Origin of the sequence: Sulfurimonas gotlandica GD1, from assembly GCF_000242915.1 — a bacterium.
Lineage (GTDB): Bacteria > Campylobacterota > Campylobacteria > Campylobacterales > Sulfurimonadaceae > Sulfurimonas > Sulfurimonas gotlandica.
In genome coordinates, this window is sequence record NZ_AFRZ01000001.1 from 1678959 (window position 1) to 1699041 (window position 20083).

Sequence of the window (20083 nt, forward strand, 5' to 3'; positions counted from 1 at the left end):
TATTGTAGAATTGCGCTATTAAAACAAAAAAGGATATTTATGGCTTACGCAACAGCAAGACATATTTTAGTAGCAAGTGAAGACGAGTGTAATACTTTAAAAGCAGAAATAGAAAATGGAGCTTCATTTGAAAGCGTAGCGCAAGCTCATTCTCAGTGTCCATCTGGTGCGCAAGGTGGAGATTTAGGTCAGTTTGGTCCAGGTCAAATGGTTCCTGAATTTGATAAAGCTGTATTTAGCGGTGATGTTGGTGTTCTTTATGGCCCTATCCAGACACAGTTTGGTTACCACCTTCTAGAAGTAACAAGCAGAGGTTAATGATTATGGTAAAAGTAAGTGCTATCCAGATGCAAATGAGTGATGACAGAGATTCTAATGTCTCAAAGGCAGAAGCCCTAGTTCGTGAGTCTCACGCAAACGGTGCACAAATCATACTTTTACCAGAACTTTTTTCATCCCTTTACTTTTGTAAAGATATGGATGAAAAGTACTTTTCTTTAGCTCAAGAGTTAAAAAACAACTCACTAATAGAACGCTTTTCACAACTTGCTAAAGAGTTAAGTGTGGTTATATTAGTAAGTTATTTTGAAAAGAGCGAAGAAGATTATTTTAACTCTTTAGTAGTCGTAGATGCATCTGGAAAAATTATGGATAATTACCGTAAAACTCACATACCTGACGGTCCAGGATATGAAGAAAAATTCTACTTCAAACCTGGAGATACAGGCTTTAAAGTTTATGACACAGCTTATGGGAAAATTGGTATTGGCATCTGCTGGGATCAGTGGTTTTGTGAAACAGCTAGAGCTTTGACACTTATGGGCGCTGAGATTATTTTCTATCCTACTGCCATAGGAAGTGAGCCTGAGATTCATCTTGACTCAAAAGAGCATTGGCAACGTGTTCAGATGGGACATGCAGCAACAAATACAGTTCCAGTTGTAGTAGCAAACAGAATAGGAGAAGAAGTTGGCGAGAGTTGCTCTTTGACTTTTTACGGTTCATCATTTATAACTGACTATACTGGTACAAAAATCGCCGAAGCATCTAGAGATAAAGAAGAGATCATTTACGCTGACTTTGATTTGGAAGATAACGCCAAACAAAGAGAGTATTGGGGACTTATAAGAGATAGAAAACCAAAAGCGTATAAGATTTTATGCGAATAATTACTACTTTTTAGAGTTTAGCTTATCTAGTTTTTTAGTGGCTTTTTCTATGTACAAAGAGATTATGTCAAGCTCTTCTTGGAGCTGAATAAGTTTTTCACTATCTGACTCTTTCTCAATATCTTCAGTAAGTTTTATTTCTCGTAATTCTAATTTTTCAATTAGATGTTTTATAGACTTCTTCTTTCCAGAAGCTTCGTGATTCTCGAGGTTCAGAGACTTTACTACATTAGCGATAAATTTTTTAACACCCATTGTAAATCCTATTATGAATATTTTGAACTTGCATCTTAACCTATGATGATGACAAGAGTATTACACTTTTATTATTAAATAATATTAATTGGAACTTTTTTTGCTTTTAAATGTGAAAATATCTCAATAAAGGTAGGTCTATGGAAATTGTACTTCGCAATAATCTTATTCTTATCACTACAGGATTTGATACTTTAAATACTTCCTGGATGAAAGATTTTCTAAATCATCACGCAAGAGGTATGCTCTTTTTACCAAAGGCAGTACTAGTATTTAGAAATGAAACTCTCACTGAAGTAAGAGAAGAATTTTTACACGAACTCTCTCAACACCATGCAAAAACGCATGACTTTGACCATAAATTTTTTCTTCGTTCAATGCTAAAGTATGGAACACAACCCATAAAAATAGAACTAGAAAAACTTGAAGACCCCCAAACTATAAAAGTAAATCTTTATGCTTATGATAAAAATACCGTTTTGATTTCGCTTGATCAGCCTAATCTATGGGTACTAAACTATTTGCGTTCACAGTTAGAAGTTTATGTGGAGAGAGGAACTGATATCTCCTTAGTTGTAGATGTTAGTGACTATAAAGCAAAGTCCAGATTAGAACGCGCACTCAACAAAAGACATATTTTGCATTACCAGATTCAGTATAGTTATGACAATCGTTTTATGAGTAAACTTTACAGTGATTTTGCTAATTATAGTTTTGGCGACCTTTGTAAAGATCAAGATGACAATAGCAATACGCATCTTTATACAGTTCTAGAATGTCCGGTTGGAGCAAGTCAAGATGCACTCAAAAAGAGTTATAAAAAACTAGCAAAAGTCTATCATCCTGACAAGATTATACACGAGAATCCAAATATGATAAAGCACTACACGCAAAAGTTTCAACTTCTGCAAGAGGCATATACGGCACTTCGAATAGTAAGTTAATGATTGGAGCTAAACAAGTTATCTAAAAGTTCACTGTTTGAAGTATTTTTTACAAGTGCTTTAAAGTCCTCGCAACTATAGAGTGCTAAGTCTTTACCTTCCATTTGTTTCAACTCTTTTGAGAACCCTCTTTTTGAAAATAAAATCACTTGAGAAGGCTCAATATCGAGCTTTTCGCACTTTTCTTCAAGTTTATGTAACTCACTTTTGTTTACTTGATGGTTAGTCCATTTACATTCAGCTACATAAACTCTCTCATCGTCCGTAACAGTAAGTATATCTATCTCTACGTTAGCATCCCAGTAACTTCCAGAACTTAAAATCTGGGCATCTCTTAGGTTGTAGTTTAAGAGTACTTCTGAGAGTTCTTCAAAAACTAAGCTTGTATAACTGTTTTGCTTACTCTCAAAGTTTTTAAATAATTTATCATAATCACCATTTCTAATCTCTCTAATATGAGGGTAGATAAAATAAAACCAGAATCTTATAAACGGATATGTAAAAAGAACTTTATGAGAGATTCTATGACGTGCTATTTCTTTTTTTAGTTTACCTTTAGGGTTTAGACTTTTGGCAGGTTCTTCTCTTGAGTATTCTATTTGTATGAGACCTTTTTCCTGTAGAAAATTTAGTGCGCCTCCACCATTTCCATTGTTTAGTCCTGCACGTTTAAAAGCAGAAAATATTCTTCTATCTCCAACAGCAAGGGCAGTTAAGAGCCTTTTGTTATTTGTATCATTCAGTGTCAGTTGTTCTATTTTTTCATTGAGTGAATCAAAATTTTGAAGTATATGCTCTTCTATAAGAAAGGTTGTTGGTTTGGCCGTGTCTATCTCTAAGCCGAGACCACCGAAGATGGCAAAGTACTCGATTTGAATCTCCATATCATCAGGAAAGTTTCTAAAATAAAATGAACGAAATTGTTCTAATAGTTTTGTATTTGTCATTAAGTATATTTTATCATAAAATTATTACCTAAAGTTCACTCCCCCATTTGAGTGCATCTATGCCATACTTTTCTCTTAGGATTTGTGTATTTTCTGTTAGTCTTTTCATTTTCTGTTCATCAGCAAAGCCTATGAGTGACAGCTCTTTTTTAGTGTCTCTTGTGAAGCTTGAGCAGTTTATGCTCAGTCTTATGACATGTAGTCTTCTTTGGTTGTCTGCTTCATTAAAAAGGCTAAGACAAAGAGAGTCAAACTTTTTCTCTGTAAAAATCTCAGCTAGAGAGATGTTTTTATGTGAGCTTTGGCTCATCTCATAAGAGATGCTAAGATGAAAAACTGTCGGAATGACATTTAGTTTTAAAATGGCAAAACTAAGATGGCGCGCGAGTATGTGAACTCTTCGTCTAAGTTCAGCTCTGTCATGAAGTGCATCAAAGGTACGAGAGATGCCAATAGACTTCCTTCTGTGAGTTGTCTCAATGGGAGCATCTGCAAGCCCACTTACTCTTTTGTATAACTCTTTTGCATATGGACTCCATGATTCAACTGTTCCACGTCTTTTCTTTAAATCTCCTAATGTGTGAATCTGTGCCGAGCGCAGTCTCTCCCTCATACTTCGTCCGATTCCTGCAAACTCTCCAACAGGAATATTTTGTATGAACGCGTCTAGTTCGTATGGATAAATTGTTTTGCATCCAAAAGGTTTAGCGGCAGTTGTTGCCAGCTTTGCAATGTAGCGAGTTTTTGCAGCTCCTATGGATACCGGAAGTTTTATAACTCGTTTTATTTCATGTCTCAGGTTGTCTATGAATTGCTCTACTTCATCATCTTCCACCCAGCCAGATAAATCTCCATAAAACTCATCAATGCTTGCCTGTTCTACAAGAGGGATGCGAGATTGTAAAAACTCATGAAGTTCATGTGAGAGCTTTTGATACAGAGACATATTTGGTGCTTTTATGATTAAGTGAGGGCAAAGTCCAAGAGCATCTTTTATATTCATGGCAGTCTTCACTCCATAAGCTCTGGCTTCATAAGAAGAGGTTGTAAGGATACCTCGAACTCTCCCGTCATCATCTTTAAATGCATCTAAATCATCATCACTCTCTTCATAAGCTTTGTAAAAAGTCGGTACAAAAGAGCCTGAATTTTCAAAGTTTACAGTCTGCTTTTTAGCGTCATTGTTGAAGATTTTAGTATCACTTCTTCCTCCAATGGCAACTGCTTTATGCTCAAGTGATGGATCTTTTATGCGTGCAGCACTTACAAAAAAGCAATCTATATCTATATGGATTTTCATTTTTTAATTATATATAAATTTTATTGCATCTATAAAAAGTATGACAGATTGAAAATAAATTTCTTGCTATAATCATGTTCATGAAATATTTACTAATAGCATTAGCTCTTTTATTAACTGCTTGTAGTACAAAAAACTATGAAGTAACACAGACAAAAATCATCATCATAAAGTCACCAAAACTAAAATTTGCAGATGTTGGTTACATTAGAAACTCCGAAAAATCAATTGAGTTGGAACTTTTTGTCGCTGGAAAAGCAATAGAGAAAATAACTATAAACCATCTTATTTGCACAGGTGAAGGCTGTATGACAAAGGGCAGTTTTAATAAAGACTATCTAAATGATGCATACCCATCGGAAATACTACAAAATATACTTCTTGGGCGTGAGATATATAATGGTAAAAATAGAGTTCAGACTTCTGAAGGTTTTGAGCAAAATATAGAAGACGAAAATGTAAATATAACTTATAGAGTGAGTACAAACGTAACATTTTTTAAAGATAGAAAAAACAAAATAATATTTAAAATCAAGGATACAAAATGAGTAATAAATTTGTAGGAGCACACTGTTCAGCTAGCGGAGGTGTTTACAATGCCGTAGCAAACGCTCAAAAGATAGGGGCTAAGGCTTTTGCACTATTTACAAAAAACCAAAGACAATGGGTTGCAAAAGATCTAGATTCTGAGACTATAGATAAGTTTAAAAGAGCACTTGATGATAGTGGCATACTTCCAAAGCATGTGTTACCACATGACTCATATCTTATAAATCTTGGTCATCCTGAAGCTGATAAACTTGAAAAATCAAGAGAAGCATTTGTAGATGAGCTTCAAAGATGTGAACAGCTTGGACTTGATAGACTAAACTTCCACCCGGGAAGCCATCTTAAGCTCATAAGTGAAGATGAGTGTCTCAGTATAATCTCTGAGTCAATCAATATGGCTCTTGATAAAACAAGCGGAGTTAAAGCTGTTATAGAAAATACAGCGGGACAGGGAAGTAACCTTGGATATACTTTTGAGCAATTAGCACAAATAATAGATAAAGTAGAAGACAAAAGTAGAGTCGGCATCTGTATAGACACTTGTCACATGTTTGTAGCAGGTTATGATATAAGAACAAGAGAAGCTTATGATAAAACATGGGATGATTTTGGAAAGATTGTAGGTTTTAACTACCTAATGGGTATGCATATTAACGATTCAAAGCCGCCACTGGGTTCAAAAAAAGATAGGCACCATTCAATTGGAGAAGGTGAGATTGGTCTAGATGCTTTTAGATTTTTGATGAATGATGAGAGAATGAATGATATCCCCCTAGTGCTTGAAACAATTGATGAAAGCATCTGGAAACAGGAGATAGAACTTCTTTACTCTTTTGAAAATTAAGCTAAATTTATGTAACATTGAGCAGACATTTAAGGAAAAAATAAATGAAAAGAGTACTTTCATTATCGTTAATCGCAAGCTCAATGTTGATGGCTGGTGGATATAAAATCCCAGAGACTTCACTTAATGGAGTTGCTCTAAGTGCTGCAAACATTGCACATAACAAGAGTGCAGATGCAGCTTACTACAATCCTGCCAATATGGTTTTTATGGAAGATAAAAACAACATTGAGCTTGACTTGACTTATATTGGGCTTGATCCAGTTAGCTATAATGGAAAAGTTACTGCTACAAATGTTGATTTAGATTCAGAACGTGAATCATTTATTGTCCCTACAATTCACTATGTATCAGGTAAGGCAGGTGAAGCTCGTATAGGACTTAGCATAGTTTCTCCTGGTGGATTATCCAAGAGATGGACAGAGTCTCCTGCAAGCAAAAGTGCTGAAGAATTTACTCTCAAAGTTATAGAGATTAATCCAACATTTGCTATTCCTGTGGGTGAGAAAGTAGCACTAGCATTTGGATTTAGAATCGTTCATTCTGAGGGTGTAGTAAAAGCTACTCCTTCTCCTGGAGCAGTTTATCAAGATATGACAGGTGATTCTATAGATTATGGTTATAATTTAGCACTAGCTTATAAGCCGACTTCAGATATTGATGTAGCGTTAACTTACCGCTCACAAGTTAACTTAACTGTAGAGGGAAGTGCAGACTTATATTATGCTCCAGGTGGATTAGTACCAAAAGGTAATTATGAAGCAAGTGTTAACATACCGCTTCCAGCAACAGCCTCAGCAGCATTAGCATATACGCTTCCTTCAAAAACAACAGTTGAGTTTGTGTATGAAAGAAATATGTGGTCTGCATATAAGAATCTTGATTTTGATTATACAAATGCTTCAGCAGAAGCTGTATTTGGTACTTCAAAATCTAAAGATTGGAAAGATACAAACGCATTTCGTTTAGGTTTGACTCAAGAGCTAGACAATATGACTCTAATGGCTGGTATGGTGTATGACGAGTCTCCTGTCCCAAGTAAAACATTAGGTTTTGAGCTTCCTGATTCAAATAGTCTTTCTGTATCGCTAGGTGGACGTTATGAAATAAACGATAAAATAGAGGTTGGTTTATCAGCCCTTTACTCTATGCGTGAAACAAGAAAAATAGAAACAAACGACGCTAATGATAATAATTTAGTAGGTGAATTCACAAATGCAAATGTATTGATGATTTCTACTGGTGTTAGCTACAAATTTTAAGGATAATATTGAAAATATTAATTAATTTTTTACAAACAAAAAAAATAGAAGAGTCTCAAATATTTGCACAACTAAAGTGTAGTGTAAATGAAGCTTTAATGCTTCAAAATCTAGCAAAAAAGTATCTTGAAGGACAAGACGATGTCTTAGTTCTTGAGTTACTTGCTGAGCTTTATGAAGGTGATAGTTTTGAGCATCTATCTCACCTTCAAGAAGTAAAGATTTTGCTAGAACTTGGCTGGTTGCACCAGCAAAGTTTTACTCCTGTTAAAATCTCAGAGGTTACTCCTCTTGAACTTTTAAATACTGCAGTTGGTCTTACTCCGTCATTTTTGAAACTACTTCAAGATGGTGCAGCAGATATTGAACTGCCAGATATTAAGCCTTATACTGACCATCTTGAGTATCTTCAAGATCAGTTTTTCAGAATAGAGCTTTATCAAAAGATGAGTACGATTCGTCAGAATGTTCATGAACACTCTCTTGGTATTGATAGAGTTCAGCATAAGTTACAACTATTAGAGCAAAGAATTACTCAAAGAGTCGAACAGACTGCAGAGAAGTTAGTCTTAGATAAGTTTTTTAAGCAAAAAAAGCTTCAGCCAAAAGAAGAAGTTATCTTTTTGGCACTTCTTCGTGAGGAGTATAGTGCTACAGATTCTTCTCTTCGTGAGATGAATACTTTGATAGATTTAATATCTTTAGACGAATATGATCGTATTAAAAATCGTTCACTTTTAGAAGATGGTTCAAATTTGCTTAATGAAAATATTATTGATTATGAAGAGATGCTGAATCCTTTTGGTGGAATTTCAAGAGCATTTTATATTGTAGATGATGTTCTTCAAAGTATTATTCATCCACAAAAGAACAAAAAAGTTCGTCGCTTAAAACTGAATGCTCTTATAGAAGAGCAGGATATTTTTGAGCTTATAGAACCAGAAACATCTTTAGAAGATGTGGTACTTGCAAAAGAGACTCAGACTACACTTGAAAACCTGATGCGTCAAGTTGATAAAGAGGTAATAAGTCGTCTTGTCGAGTGGGGCATAAAAGATAAAAAAAGCGGTATAGATGCCAGAATAATCTTTTACGGGCATGCAGGTACTGGTAAGACGATGACAGCATATTCACTTGCAAAATCACTAAAACGTCAAGTTCTAGCATTTGACTGTTCAAAGATTCTTTCTATGTATGTTGGTGAGAGTGAGAAAAATGTTCGTAAGATTTTTGATACATTTTATGATCTTTGTGAAAAAACAAAATCTGAACCTATCCTCCTTCTAAATGAAGCAGACCAATTTTTGAGTGCCCGTTCTAGTGGTGCAACAAGTGGATCAGAGCAGATGCATAACCAAATGCAAAATATATTTTTAGAACAGATTGAGAAGTTTAGAGGTATGTTAATAGCGACAACAAATCTGTTGGAAAATATAGATAAAGCATTCTCAAGACGCTTTAATTACAAGATAGAGTTTAAAAAACCTGATGAAGCGCAGAGACAACAGCTTTGGGAAATGATGCTACCTTCTGTAGCTCCGTATGATGAAAAGTTTGATGTTAAAGAACTTGCTAAATACTCTCTTACAGGCGGACAGATTAATCTAATCATAAAAAATACAGCATATAAAGTAGCTGTTACAGAAGAACCACTTTTTACTCTGGATGACTTCATAAGCGAGATAAAAAGAGAAAAAGATGCAAACTTCGACAGTGAAAAATCAATGGGGTTTTTAAATAAGTAAGAATTAAAATTAAGGTTGATATTATGCACAAAATATTAAATTTATATATTAAATTATTGAGTATAGTGTTTCTAACTTTCTTTTCTTTATTTGCAAATGACATAACGACCAAAGAAACAGTAAAAATTCAAAATACTAAACTTTTGCCTGTTATGCAGGAGTTTAAAAAATTTGTTAGTGAAGATGCAATTGCACGAATGTATTTTACTCAAATGATAGAACAAGTTCCTCAGTATTATAAAAAAAATCCTCTGCCAAACGTATATTTAGAAAATATTGACCATATGATTTATTTGATAAACGATGCTTTAAGAATGGCACCAGAATATAATGACACTGATTTAGTAGGATGCAGAATTAACAGCATTTTAAATTGGACAATGAATGTTCCGGCAGGATATGCAGCTTTTCGCAATGATAATGTAAACACAATGTTTAAAAAGATATTAGATGATTATTCATCTTACTTGAACAGTGAAGCTTCATTGTCTTCGCTAAATGATGGACCCACAGGCTGGAAATCTGAGACCGCTAAGAAAAAACTGCATATGGAAGAATATAAATATAATAAAAATGACAAGTATTGGGGATTTAAGTCTTGGAATGATTTTTTCACAAGGGAATTAAAAGATGGTATGCGCCCAATTGAAGAAAAAGAGAATCCAAAAGCTATAGTTAGTGCCTGCGACTCAGAAGTTTTTGCTATAAAACATAAGGTAAAAAAAACGGACAGTTTTTGGATAAAAACTCAGCCATATTCCTTAAATGATATGTTGAATAATGATAAATTGGCCGAATCTTTTGTTGGAGGGGATGTTTATCAGGCATTTTTGTCTGCCTTTAAATATCATCGTTGGCATAGCCCTGTGTCTGGAACAATTAAAAAGGCATATATAAAACAAGGAACCTACTACTCTGGTTTAGAGTCTCAAGGTATTGACCCTGGGAGTCCAAATTATTCACAAGGGTATATAAGCCACGTAGCAACACGGGCAATTATCTTCATAGAAGCAGATGATCCAATCGGATTGATGGTTGTTATGCCCGTTGGCATGGCAGAAATTTCTTCTTGTGTGCTAAATGAAAAAATTAAGCCCGGGTATAAAATCAAAAAGGGAGAAGAGCTTGGATATTTCCAATTTGGAGGATCATCATATTGTCTTATTTTCAGACCTGATGTCATCAAAGAATTTTCCGTAAAAAAAGGTGATGATGTAAAGATTGGACAAAATATTGGTTTTGCAAAATAACCAAGAATAAGCCAGTTTACATATTGTCATATCTTGGTTGACTCTTCTCTTGTTCCGTAGAGTTATTCCACACTCTTATAATAAATTACACAAAATCTAATCTAATTATTAAGCAGTTATTTAGTTCTTTTTCACTCTTAATAAATCAGTATGTTACAATTTTACACCTATGTTACCAACTGCTAAAAATCATGTAGCGTTTGGTGACATTATAAAATTCTTCACCTTCTAGCCTCGTAAATTTAATACTCTTTTTGATATAGTGCATTAACTGTTTTTTCTAGGATAATGCTTGAAAACAATGAAAAAATTATTTAAAGGTAGGTTATATGGAGCATATTAGCACTGCAAATCCGTATTTTGGGGTATTCGTACTATTTGTTGTAACATTTGGTGCATTCACAGCTACGACTATCATTGCTCGTTTAGCGAGTCGCGCTTTGGCAGCAAAAGATAGTGAAAAGATTAGACTCTCAGTTTACGAATGTGGACCAGAGGTAACTAGACAACCAAATAGAATATCACCACAGTTTTATCTATTTGCGTTACTTTTTCTACTATTTGATGTAGAGATTATTTTTATGTTTCCATGGGCGGTAGACTTTAAGCTATTAGGTTGGTTTGGTTTTGCTGAGATGTTAATGTTTATATTACTGTTAACAATTGGATTCGTATATGCATGGAAAAAAGGAGCACTTGAATGGCACAACATAAAGTAAATTATACACAAAACGCCGGCTTACCTGTAGCACTTACAAGTATAGACAAAATCGTTAACTGGGGTCGTTCAAACTCACTTTGGGCACTTACTTACGGTCTTGCTTGTTGTGGTATTGAGATGATGGCATCTGGTGCGTCAAGATATGACTTTGACCGTTTTGGAACAATCTTTAGAGCATCTCCTCGTCAAGCAGATGTTATGATCGTTGCTGGAACTCTTACAAAGAAACATGCAGAATTTATCAAAAGACTTTACGACCAAATGACTGAGCCTAGATGGGTTATATCTATGGGTTCATGTGCAAATACGGGCGGTATGTTTAACACTTATGCAACTGTTCAAGGTGTTGATAGAATTATTCCTGTTGATTTATATCTTCCTGGTTGTGCACCTCGTCCTGAGACACTTCAGTACGGAGTTATGTTATTACAGCAAAAGATTCGTGCTAACCACGCGTCTAAAGCACAAAAAGCAAAAAGGTTAATGTAATGAGAGCATATACACCTAAAGATGATGTACAGGCAAAGCCGTATTACACAGACAGATTCTATAAATCTCCTCAAGTTGCTAAACATGCACCTGAGAGTGATGAAGTATTTAATGCTGATTTAGAGGCTATTAAAGCAAAATTTGAAGTACTAGATGCTTACATCCAAGTAGAGCAAATGGTAGTTTATATCAACGCTAAAGACAACTATGGTGTTTTAGAGCTTATGAGAGATGAACTAGGTTATTCTCAGCTTTCTGAGATGAGTGCTATAGACTGGCTAGCAGATAGAGGTGGATTTGAAATTTTCTACCAAATGTTAAGCATGGCTAAACGCAAGCGTATCCGTATTAAGCTTTTCATAGAAAATGGACAGGCTGTAAACTCTGTAGAGAAACTTTTCCGTTCTGCTGATTGGTCTGAAAGAGAGATGTTTGACATGTTCGGCATCGAAGCTAACGGACACCCATTTATGAAAAGAATCCTTATGCCTTATGATTGGCAAGGACATCCTCTTCTTAAAACTTACCCACTTCAAGGTGATGAGTTTGCTGCTTGGTATGAAGTTGATAAGATCTATGGAAAAGAAGCTAGAGAAGAGATTGGACCTGAAATTCGTGACACTGCAAGAATTGACCGTTATGACTCACAAAGATTTGCTCGTTTAGGACATGAAGTACCTAAAGGAACAGAGATTACAGGAAATGAGCCAAGAGTAGAGAAAAACTACCAAGAAGATAGTGGTGTGTTCTTGATTAAAAAATTAGATAAAAAGTCATCAGTTGTTATTGATGATCCGCAAAGATAAGGTGGTAAAATATGGCACAAATAAAAAATAGATTAACACCGTTTTTTGAAAATATCACTTTTGATAGAGATGACAATGAACTTATCCTAAACTTTGGTCCTCAGCATCCATCTGCTCACGGTCAGTTACGTTTAATGCTTCACCTTCAACAAGAGCAAATAGTAAAGGCTCATCCTGATATTGGGTACCTTCACCGTGGTATGGAGAAGATGGCTGAGAACATGATTTACAATGAATTTATGCCGACAACTGACCGTATGGATTATATTGCTTCATCTTCAAACAACTATGGATTTGCTCTATCAGTTGAGAAGCTTATCGGTTTAGAAGTTCCTCGTCGTGCAAAAGTTATTCGTATGATGCTTCTAGAGATTAACCGTCTTATGTCTCACCTTTTCTGGTTAGCAACTACTGCTCTGGATATCGGTGCGATGACAGTTTTTCTATTCGCATTCCGTGAAAGAGAATATCTGATGGACATAATCGAAGGTTATTGTGGAGCTAGACTTACACATGCTGCTATTCGCATCGGTGGTGTACCTTTAGATGTCCAAGACAGTTTTATCTCTCAGTTGAAAACTTTCTTAGACAAGTTACCTCAAAACATTAAAGATTATGAAGATCTTCTTGACACTAACCGTATTTGGTTAATGAGAATGGAAGAGGTTGGTACTATCTCTACTGAGATGGCACTATCATGGGGCTGTACTGGTCCTATGCTTCGTGCATCTGGTGTAGCTTGGGATATTCGTAAAGAAGAGCCGTATGAGTTATATGATGAAGTAGAGTTCAATGTTCCTTGGTCAGACAAGGGCGATAACTTCGCTCGTTACCGTATCTATATGGAAGAGATGAGAGAAACTGCGAAGATTCTTTATCAAACAATAGATATGTATCAAGAGTGTGTTAAAAATGGAGAAACTGAGCTAATGGCTCACGCTCCAAAATATGTATCAGCTCCAAAGCTTGATATCATGACACAAAATTACTCTTTAATGCAGCACTTTGTACTTGTAACACAAGGTATGAGACCTCCTGTTGGAGAAGTTTATGTAGCAACTGAATCACCAAAAGGTGAGCTAGGTTTCTTTATTAACTCTCAAGGTGGACCATACCCATACAGACTGAAGCTTCGCGCTCCGTCTTTCTGGCATACAGGTATTTTAACTGACTTACTTCCTGGACACTATATCCCGGATGTTGTATCGATTATTGGTACTACAAATATTGTATTTGGTGAGGTAGATAGATAATGAAAAGATATGATTTAAGACACTTAAAAACTGAGTTCGAACCTAGAATGAAAGAAATTCTTGGAACTCACAGTGCAGGCGAAGTAGCAATCTTTTTATTTGAAATTGGAGATTTTACTCCGATTCAAAAATCAGCAGATTTAGTAAAAGAGTGTGGTTATGAGTTGATGAACTCTTTAAAGTTTAACGAAGTCGATTGGACTATCGTAGCAAAAAAAGGTTAGGAATTAATTTTGAGTAAAGTATATTTTTCTACTTGGAATGGTGAGCTGGTCAATAACGTCGGCAAACCTCAAGAAGAGTGGGAAGAATCAGCTTATAATCTACCTGCAACTTACGATGATCATCGTGACTCAAAAGCCTTTATCGGCTGGGATGGTGTTTCACTGTTCAATGAGGACGTTGACGTAATCCGTTTAGCTATGGAATATGCTGCGCAGTACCAAGTGTACTCAGAAGCTTGTGGAAGATGTGCACCTGGAAGATGGGGTGGACGTATTCTATATGACCAACTAGATAAGATTGCTCGTGGTGAAGGTGCTATAGCTGATATGGACCACTTAAAAGAGATCGGTAAAAGTATGCAAATCACTTCAAAATGTGAGATTGGTAAAACTGTTCCAAATCCTATTATTGATTTAATGACTCATTTTGAAGATGAGTTTATGGATTGTATAAACAATCAAAAACCGTCTAAACACTATAACGATGAAGTTGGTTATATTGCAAAAATTACAGCACCTTGTACTGATATGTGTCCTGCACATGTTGACATCCCAGGATATATAGAGGGTGTAAGAGATTTAAGATTTGATGATTCTCTTCAAGCAACTCGTCAAACAATGCCTTTAGCTCATGTTTGTGGACGTGTTTGTCCTCACCCATGTGAAGATGCTTGTAGAAGAACAAATCTTGATGAGCCTATTGCTATCATGGAGCTTAAGCGTCTTGGTGCAGATTATGAAACAGATCATGGTTTTGGTTTTTTTCATCCAATGGAAAAACAACCAAGCAATGGTAAAAAAGTTGCAGTTATCGGTGCAGGTCCTGCAGGTTTAACTACAGCTTATTATCTTGCTGCTGAGGGGACTCAGGTTGATGTTTTTGAAGAGCTTCCAGTTCTTGGCGGTGAAGTTGCAGTTGGAGTTCCTGAATATAGAATGCCGATTGACAAATACAATCAAGACATAGAATGTGTAAGAGATATGGGTGTTAATTTTATAACTAACACTAAAATCAATGCAGATGATATGAGAAGATTTGAAGCTGAGTATGATGCAACTATGGTTGCAACAGGTACTCGTATCTCAAAAAAAGTTCATTGTGATAATGAAAGACCTGAAATCGAAGGTTACTGGTCAGCTATCGAGATGTTAGATCAGATCAATCTTTGGGATAAGTATGAAATTGGTGAAGCAGTAGACTTAACAGGTAAGACAGTTGTTTGTGTTGGTGGAGGATTTACATCTATGGATGTTGTTCGTTGTTCAATTAGAGCAAATGCTAAAAAAGTTTATATGATTTACCGTCGTGATGAGCAAACAATCATCAGAAATACGACCTATGAAGAGTATCATGAAGCAGTAGAAGAGGGTGTTGAATTCCTTTTCCACTCAGCTGTAAATACTATGGTTGATGAAAATAATGTTTTAAAATCACTTCTTATTGATAAATTTGAATTAGTACCAGATCCAGATGGTGGACGTCCTAGTTTAGAAAAAGTCGAAGGTGCTTCTTATACTATAGAAACGGATTTCTTAATACCGGCAGTTTCTCAGTCAGCAGATCTTGCTCTTTTGCCTAAAGAGTGGGAAATGGAAATGACATCTTGGGGAACTATTAAGACAAATGGTAAAGACTATATGACATCTCGCAGAGGTATTTTTGCATCTGGAGATTGTGAATATGGTCCGATGACTATTGTTAATGCAGTTGGTCAAGCTAAGCGTGGCGCATCTGTTATGTCAAGATTCATGCAAACTGGTGAAATATCTCTTACTGATGATGAGATTATGGAAGATCATCTTCGTAAACTAAAGGTTTATGATAAGAAAGAGAAAGTTGAAGGTTGGCTACCTGGCTTGCCAAGACAAGAGAGTGAGAAACTTGGGGTTGATGTTCGTAAAGATAACAACAGAGAAGTTAACTTAGGTTTCACACAAGAAGAAGCGATGAATGAAGCTGATCGCTGTATGCGTTGTTACTACATCGCAATGATAGCAACATAAGGGAGGGGGATATATGAGTGATTTAATTAGTTTTAAAATTGACGGTATCTCTGTAGAAGCTAAAAAAGGCGAGACTATTTTAACAGTAGCTCGTAAAAATGATATCTACATCCCGACAATGTGTTATATCTCTAAAACTACACCATGTGCATCTTGTCGTATGTGTGTGGTAGAGGCTGAGGGAGTTGAAGGTTTTGTACTTTCTTGTAATACTCCTCCAACTGAGGGTATAGAGATTACAACTAATACAGCAGAGTTAGAGGCTGAACGTACAAATATTATGAAGCTTTATGATGTTAATCATCCATTAGAGTGTGGTGTTTGTGACAAGTCTGGTGAGTGTGATCTACAAAATAAAACTTTAGAGTTTAATGTTGGCAGACAAAACTTTTCTGCTCGTGATCAATCACGTGAGATTAAAGATTGGGGATTGATTAATTATGACCCATCTCTATGTATTCTATGTGAGAAGTGTGTTCATGTATGTAATGAAGTAATCGGTGACGATGCTATTGATGTTCAATTTGGTGGATATAGTTCAACAATAATTCCTAAAAATTCGGATGTTCTTGATTGTACTTTCTGTGGAGAGTGTATTGCGGTATGTCCGGTTGGTGCATTAGTGAGTTCAAACTTTAAATATAGTGCAAATGCTTGGGAGCTTAGTCGTGTACCTGCTACATGTGCTCACTGTTCTGCAGGTTGTTCTTTAGAGTATGAAACAAGACATTCAGGAATCAATGGTAATGATGCTATTTATAGAGTAAAAAATAACTTTGAGTATACATCGCTTTGTGGCGCGGGTCGTTTTGGTTTTGACTTTGATAACAAAGAGACTAGAGATGAATCAGCATTTCATAAAGCTGTTGAAGCCCTAAAAGAAGCAAAAGCTATTCGTTTTTCTTCAATGATTACAAATGAAGAAGCTCATATCTTACAACTTTTAAAAAAGAAGTTTGATATTAAGTTATTTAACGAAGATGCAAGAAAATTTCAAGAGTTTATGAAATCATATAGCAGTGTAAGTGGAAAATTACACCATAGTGGTTCTCTAGATGCAATCAAGCAATCAGATGCTGCAATAGTGATTGGAAGTAGAATTTCTACTGACAATCCTGCTGTGAGATATGCTCTTACAACAGCAGCTAAACATAATGGTGCTAGAATAGTTTATGCTCATCCGATGGAAGATGCCCTAATGCAAAACACTGTTACTCAACTTATGAAATATGAAGTTGGTACAGAAGAAGGTGTAATGGCACTTTTAGCAAACGCAATTATTGGTAGTGCTGATCTTTCTGATGATGAGAGAGCATTTTTTAACGACTTAGATTTAGGTTATCTTGCTGCTGAGAGTAATATCGGTGATGAAGAGATAGCTCAAATGATGAAGTCATTTTCGAGAGCAAAAAATCATGTATTGATAGTAGGTAATGACCTAATAGCGCATGATCGTTCAGAAAATATTGCAAAACTTGCAGCTATGATAGAGAAATATAGTTCGTTTTCTTTGGTAGTTGTTCCAAGTGAAGTAAATACTCTTGGTGCATCTCTGATATGTGATTTAGATATTGATGAAGATATAATTGATGTAGTAGGTTACAACGCAAAAGGTAATTTTATTATCTCATCACTGCCATTTGCAAATTTAGCAGTACCATCTCTAAACCAGCAAGAGGGAACTTTTGTTAATGTAGATAACAAAGTACTTCCAACAAATGTTGCTGTTAGCTTTGATGGTTACTCACTAAATGATGTTGCTTCAGCTTGTGGAGTTAGTAGTGCTAACACAATTGATTATACTAAAGAGTTAAAGCAAAGTGCTGGTTTTAAAAATATAGGTTTTGATGACTTAGAAAACTATCTATCTCCTTATGGTGATGATAATAGAGGTTACTTACTTGATGAAGTAACATGCGATACTAATGGTAAACTTGATGAAATTGATGATTTACCAGAATTCAATGGTACAATTATATATCATGCAAACCCAGTTCTACAGTTTAACGCTTACACAAATCAGGCTGCACAACTAGAGCGTGACTGTACACTTAGAGGTTCAGCTCAATTCGCAGCAGCTGCAAAAATCTCTGATGGAGACAAAATTGAAATTACTTTTGGATCTAAGTCTGTAATAAGAGAGTTTAAACTTGATAGTGAGCTAAAAGGGACAATAGCATTAAATCCTACATTTGATGATGTGGTAGATGCTAGTAGATATAGATTTGAAAAATCCAAAATAGTGAGAGTAGTATAATGAGTAAAATTACTATAAATATTGATGGTAAAGATGTCGAAACACAAGAGGGTGAGTTTATTCTCAACGCTGCTCGTGCTAACGATATCTTCATACCAGCCATATGTTACTTAACAAGATGTAGTCCGACACTTGCTTGTCGTATATGTCTTGTTGAAGCTGATGGCAAACAGGTTTATGCTTGTAATGCGAAAAGCAAAGATGGTATGAATATAACAACTAAAACTGAAAATATTGAAAAAGAACGCCGTGCTATCATGGAAGTGTATGATGTAAATCATCCTCTTCAATGTGGTGTTTGTGATCAATCTGGTGAGTGTGAATTACAAAACTATACGCTAGAAATGGGTGTAGATTCACAGAGCTATACAGTTAAAGATGTAAATAGAAGTTCTCATGACTGGGGTCATCTTCACTACGATCCAGGCTTATGTATAGTTTGTGAAAGATGTGCTACTGCATGTAAAGATATGATAGGTGACAACTCTTTAAAAACTATTCCTCGTGGAGCAGATGCACTAGACGAAGAGTTTAAAAACACAATGCCTAAAGATGCTTATGCAATGTGGAATAAGCTTAACAAGTCAGTAATCGGTTTAACTAATGGAACTGATGTTCTTGATTGTACAAGTTGTGGTGAGTGTGCTGCTGTTTGTCCAGTTGGTGCTTTAGTTGATACTCACTTTATGTATAAATCAAATGCATGGGAGCTTAATCAAGTTCCTGCAACTTGTGGTCACTGTTCTGCTGGATGTCAAATCTCTTACGATGTTAAACACACAAGCGTATCTGATGACACAGATAAAATCTACCGTGTTATGAATGAATGGAACTACGTTTCACTCTGTGGTGCAGGAAGATATGGATTTGATTATGAGAATAGAGTTGAAGCTAAAGATGAAGTTGCATTTGCATCTGCGATAGAAGCTTTCAAAAAGGCTGATACAATTGAATTTACTTCAACTATTACAAATGAAGAAGCGTATGTACTTCAAACTTTGAAAGAGAAGCATGGTTATAAACTTATAAATAACGAGGCTAAGTCTTTTCAAACATTCTTGAGTAACTATAGTGAAATAAGTGGAACTATGCTTTACGGAAATGACCTAAAAGCAACTCATAATTCAAACTTTGTTATATCTTTAGGAACTGCACTAAAAAGTGACAACCCAAATGCTAGGTATGCACTAAATAACTCAATGACTGTAAACAAAGGTGCTGGTCTTTACTTCCACCCTTTACAAGACCCAATTATTGAAGGTCTTGGTAAAAGCATCATAACAGTTAAACATGCACCACTTCAAGAAGAAGCTGCTCTGTATCTTATATTGGACCTGTTTGCAGATAAAGAAAAACTACCTAAGAAAGTAGTTGAGTACTTAGAGACTTTTCACTCCCAGAAAACTATAACAGTTGAAGAGACTATTAAAGAGACAATAGTTGAAATTGTTAAAGAGATGAAAGTAAATGAAGAAACTGGTGAAGAAGAAGAAGTTGAAGTAGAAAAATCTAAAGTAGTTCCTAAAAAAGTTTCTAAAGAGGTTCAAGTTGATGACAACCGTCTTTTAGAAATTTTAGGTGCGGATGACGATTTTATGGACGCATTAAACAAAAATCTAAGTAAAAAAGATACTTTTGCAATGGTAGTTGGAGCGGACCTTTACAACCATCCAAATGCTAAAAATATTGCAAGATTAGTTGGTCTTGTTGAAAAATGTAGTGATATCGAACTTACTATGATTCCTCCACTAACTAACTCTTTAGGTGTGGCACTTATCTGTGAACTAGATGATGAAAAAGGCTCATATAGTATAGGTTACAACACAAAGGGAGATTTTACTCTATCTGCTTTAGGTGATTGTGACTTAGATATGCCGGCTATTAATCAGCAAGAGGGAACTTTAACTTCTATCAATAAGAGAGTTAATCCTACAAATGCTGCATTAGTGTATAAAGGTTATGAGTTAAATGACATAGCTAACGAGCTTGGAATGAATGCTGAGAATGTAATGATTATACATCATCTCTCCCAACTGCAGTGGGCTTAAAGCAGAAAAATTTGAC

The 20083-nt window shown here is 35.5% G+C and carries 19 protein-coding genes; 16 read left to right on the forward strand and 3 right to left on the reverse strand.

Annotation, left to right across the window (positions count from 1 at the left end; all coding sequences use genetic code 11):
• The first annotated feature begins 39 nt into the window (after positions 1–39).
• Both SMGD1_RS08340 and aguB read left to right on the forward strand, forming a co-directional pair.
• Positions 40–318, forward strand: coding sequence for a peptidylprolyl isomerase (locus SMGD1_RS08340; RefSeq protein ID WP_008335405.1), 279 nt, complete (start codon positions 40–42; stop codon positions 316–318).
• Between the two features lie 5 nt (positions 319–323).
• Positions 324–1169 carry an N-carbamoylputrescine amidase gene (gene aguB / locus SMGD1_RS08345; RefSeq protein ID WP_008335080.1) on the forward strand — a complete coding sequence of 282 codons (846 nt, stop codon included), beginning with the start codon at positions 324–326 and terminating at the stop codon, positions 1167–1169.
• Positions 1170–1172: 3 nt separating this feature from the next.
• On the opposite strand, the gene SMGD1_RS08350 is transcribed toward aguB, so the two are convergent.
• Positions 1173–1424 carry a hypothetical protein gene (locus tag SMGD1_RS08350; RefSeq protein ID WP_008336050.1) on the reverse strand — a complete coding sequence of 84 codons (252 nt, stop codon included), beginning with the start codon at positions 1422–1424 and terminating at the stop codon, positions 1173–1175.
• Positions 1425–1564: 140 nt separating this feature from the next.
• Here SMGD1_RS08350 and SMGD1_RS08355 point away from each other — a divergent pair, with 140 nt between their 5' ends.
• Positions 1565–2368: a J domain-containing protein gene (locus tag SMGD1_RS08355; protein WP_008337003.1), complete on the forward strand. Its 804-nt coding sequence runs from the start codon at positions 1565–1567 to the stop codon at positions 2366–2368.
• On the opposite strand, the gene SMGD1_RS08360 is transcribed toward SMGD1_RS08355, so the two are convergent.
• Entirely contained in the window at positions 2365–3315 is a 951-nt protein-coding gene (locus SMGD1_RS08360; protein ID WP_008336161.1) for a DUF234 domain-containing protein, read from the reverse strand. The genes SMGD1_RS08355 and SMGD1_RS08360 overlap by 4 nt on opposite strands.
• Positions 3316–3343: 28 nt before the next feature.
• On the reverse strand, positions 3344–4615 hold the full coding sequence (locus SMGD1_RS08365) for a Y-family DNA polymerase (RefSeq protein WP_008335957.1): 1272 nt from the start codon (positions 4613–4615) through the stop codon (positions 3344–3346).
• A gap of 80 nt (positions 4616–4695) precedes the next feature.
• Between SMGD1_RS08365 and SMGD1_RS08370 the strand changes: the two genes are divergently transcribed.
• The 13 genes from SMGD1_RS08370 (at position 4696) to SMGD1_RS08430 (ending at position 20067) form a co-directional block, all read left to right on the forward strand.
• Entirely contained in the window at positions 4696–5163 is a 468-nt protein-coding gene (locus SMGD1_RS08370) for a hypothetical protein (protein WP_008335553.1), read from the forward strand.
• Complete coding sequence (gene nfo, locus SMGD1_RS08375) at positions 5160–6008, forward strand: deoxyribonuclease IV (RefSeq protein WP_008335101.1); 849 nt, start codon at positions 5160–5162, stop codon at positions 6006–6008. Before SMGD1_RS08370 ends, nfo begins: the two co-directional genes overlap by 4 nt.
• 44 nt (positions 6009–6052) lie before the next feature.
• Positions 6053–7270: an OmpP1/FadL family transporter gene (locus SMGD1_RS08380; RefSeq protein ID WP_008336941.1), complete on the forward strand. Its 1218-nt coding sequence runs from the start codon at positions 6053–6055 to the stop codon at positions 7268–7270.
• Positions 7271–7278: 8 nt separating this feature from the next.
• Positions 7279–9015 (forward strand): ATP-binding protein, encoded by a 1737-nt coding sequence (locus SMGD1_RS08385; RefSeq protein ID WP_008337015.1) that lies wholly within the window; start codon positions 7279–7281, stop codon positions 9013–9015.
• Positions 9016–9038: 23 nt separating this feature from the next.
• On the forward strand, positions 9039–10265 hold the full coding sequence (locus tag SMGD1_RS08390) for a phosphatidylserine decarboxylase family protein (RefSeq protein WP_008341126.1): 1227 nt from the start codon (positions 9039–9041) through the stop codon (positions 10263–10265).
• 329 nt (positions 10266–10594) lie between these two features.
• Positions 10595–10984: an NAD(P)H-quinone oxidoreductase subunit 3 gene (locus SMGD1_RS08395; RefSeq protein WP_008336149.1), complete on the forward strand. Its 390-nt coding sequence runs from the start codon at positions 10595–10597 to the stop codon at positions 10982–10984.
• Complete coding sequence (locus SMGD1_RS08400; protein WP_008334963.1) at positions 10966–11475, forward strand: NuoB/complex I 20 kDa subunit family protein; 510 nt, start codon at positions 10966–10968, stop codon at positions 11473–11475. Before SMGD1_RS08395 ends, SMGD1_RS08400 begins: the two co-directional genes overlap by 19 nt.
• The gene (locus SMGD1_RS08405) at positions 11475–12281 is read left to right on the forward strand and encodes an NADH-quinone oxidoreductase subunit C (RefSeq protein ID WP_008336808.1); all 807 of its coding nucleotides are present in this window, start codon (positions 11475–11477) and stop codon (positions 12279–12281) included. Before SMGD1_RS08400 ends, SMGD1_RS08405 begins: the two co-directional genes overlap by 1 nt.
• An 11-nt stretch (positions 12282–12292) precedes the next feature.
• Entirely contained in the window at positions 12293–13534 is a 1242-nt protein-coding gene (nuoD, locus tag SMGD1_RS08410) for an NADH dehydrogenase (quinone) subunit D (protein ID WP_008335452.1), read from the forward strand.
• Complete coding sequence (locus tag SMGD1_RS08415) at positions 13534–13758, forward strand: NADH-ubiquinone oxidoreductase subunit E family protein (protein WP_039919907.1); 225 nt, start codon at positions 13534–13536, stop codon at positions 13756–13758. The genes nuoD and SMGD1_RS08415 overlap by 1 nt, the downstream gene beginning before the upstream one ends.
• A gap of 9 nt (positions 13759–13767) precedes the next feature.
• The gene (locus SMGD1_RS08420) at positions 13768–15762 is read left to right on the forward strand and encodes an FAD-dependent oxidoreductase (protein WP_008336321.1); all 1995 of its coding nucleotides are present in this window, start codon (positions 13768–13770) and stop codon (positions 15760–15762) included.
• A gap of 13 nt (positions 15763–15775) precedes the next feature.
• A complete protein-coding gene (locus SMGD1_RS08425) occupies positions 15776–18019 on the forward strand; it encodes an NADH-quinone oxidoreductase subunit G (RefSeq protein WP_008335084.1) in 2244 nt (747 codons plus the stop codon).
• Positions 18019–20067 carry an NADH-quinone oxidoreductase subunit G gene (locus SMGD1_RS08430; RefSeq protein WP_008337016.1) on the forward strand — a complete coding sequence of 683 codons (2049 nt, stop codon included), beginning with the start codon at positions 18019–18021 and terminating at the stop codon, positions 20065–20067. Before SMGD1_RS08425 ends, SMGD1_RS08430 begins: the two co-directional genes overlap by 1 nt.
• Positions 20068–20083 lie beyond the last annotated feature (16 nt).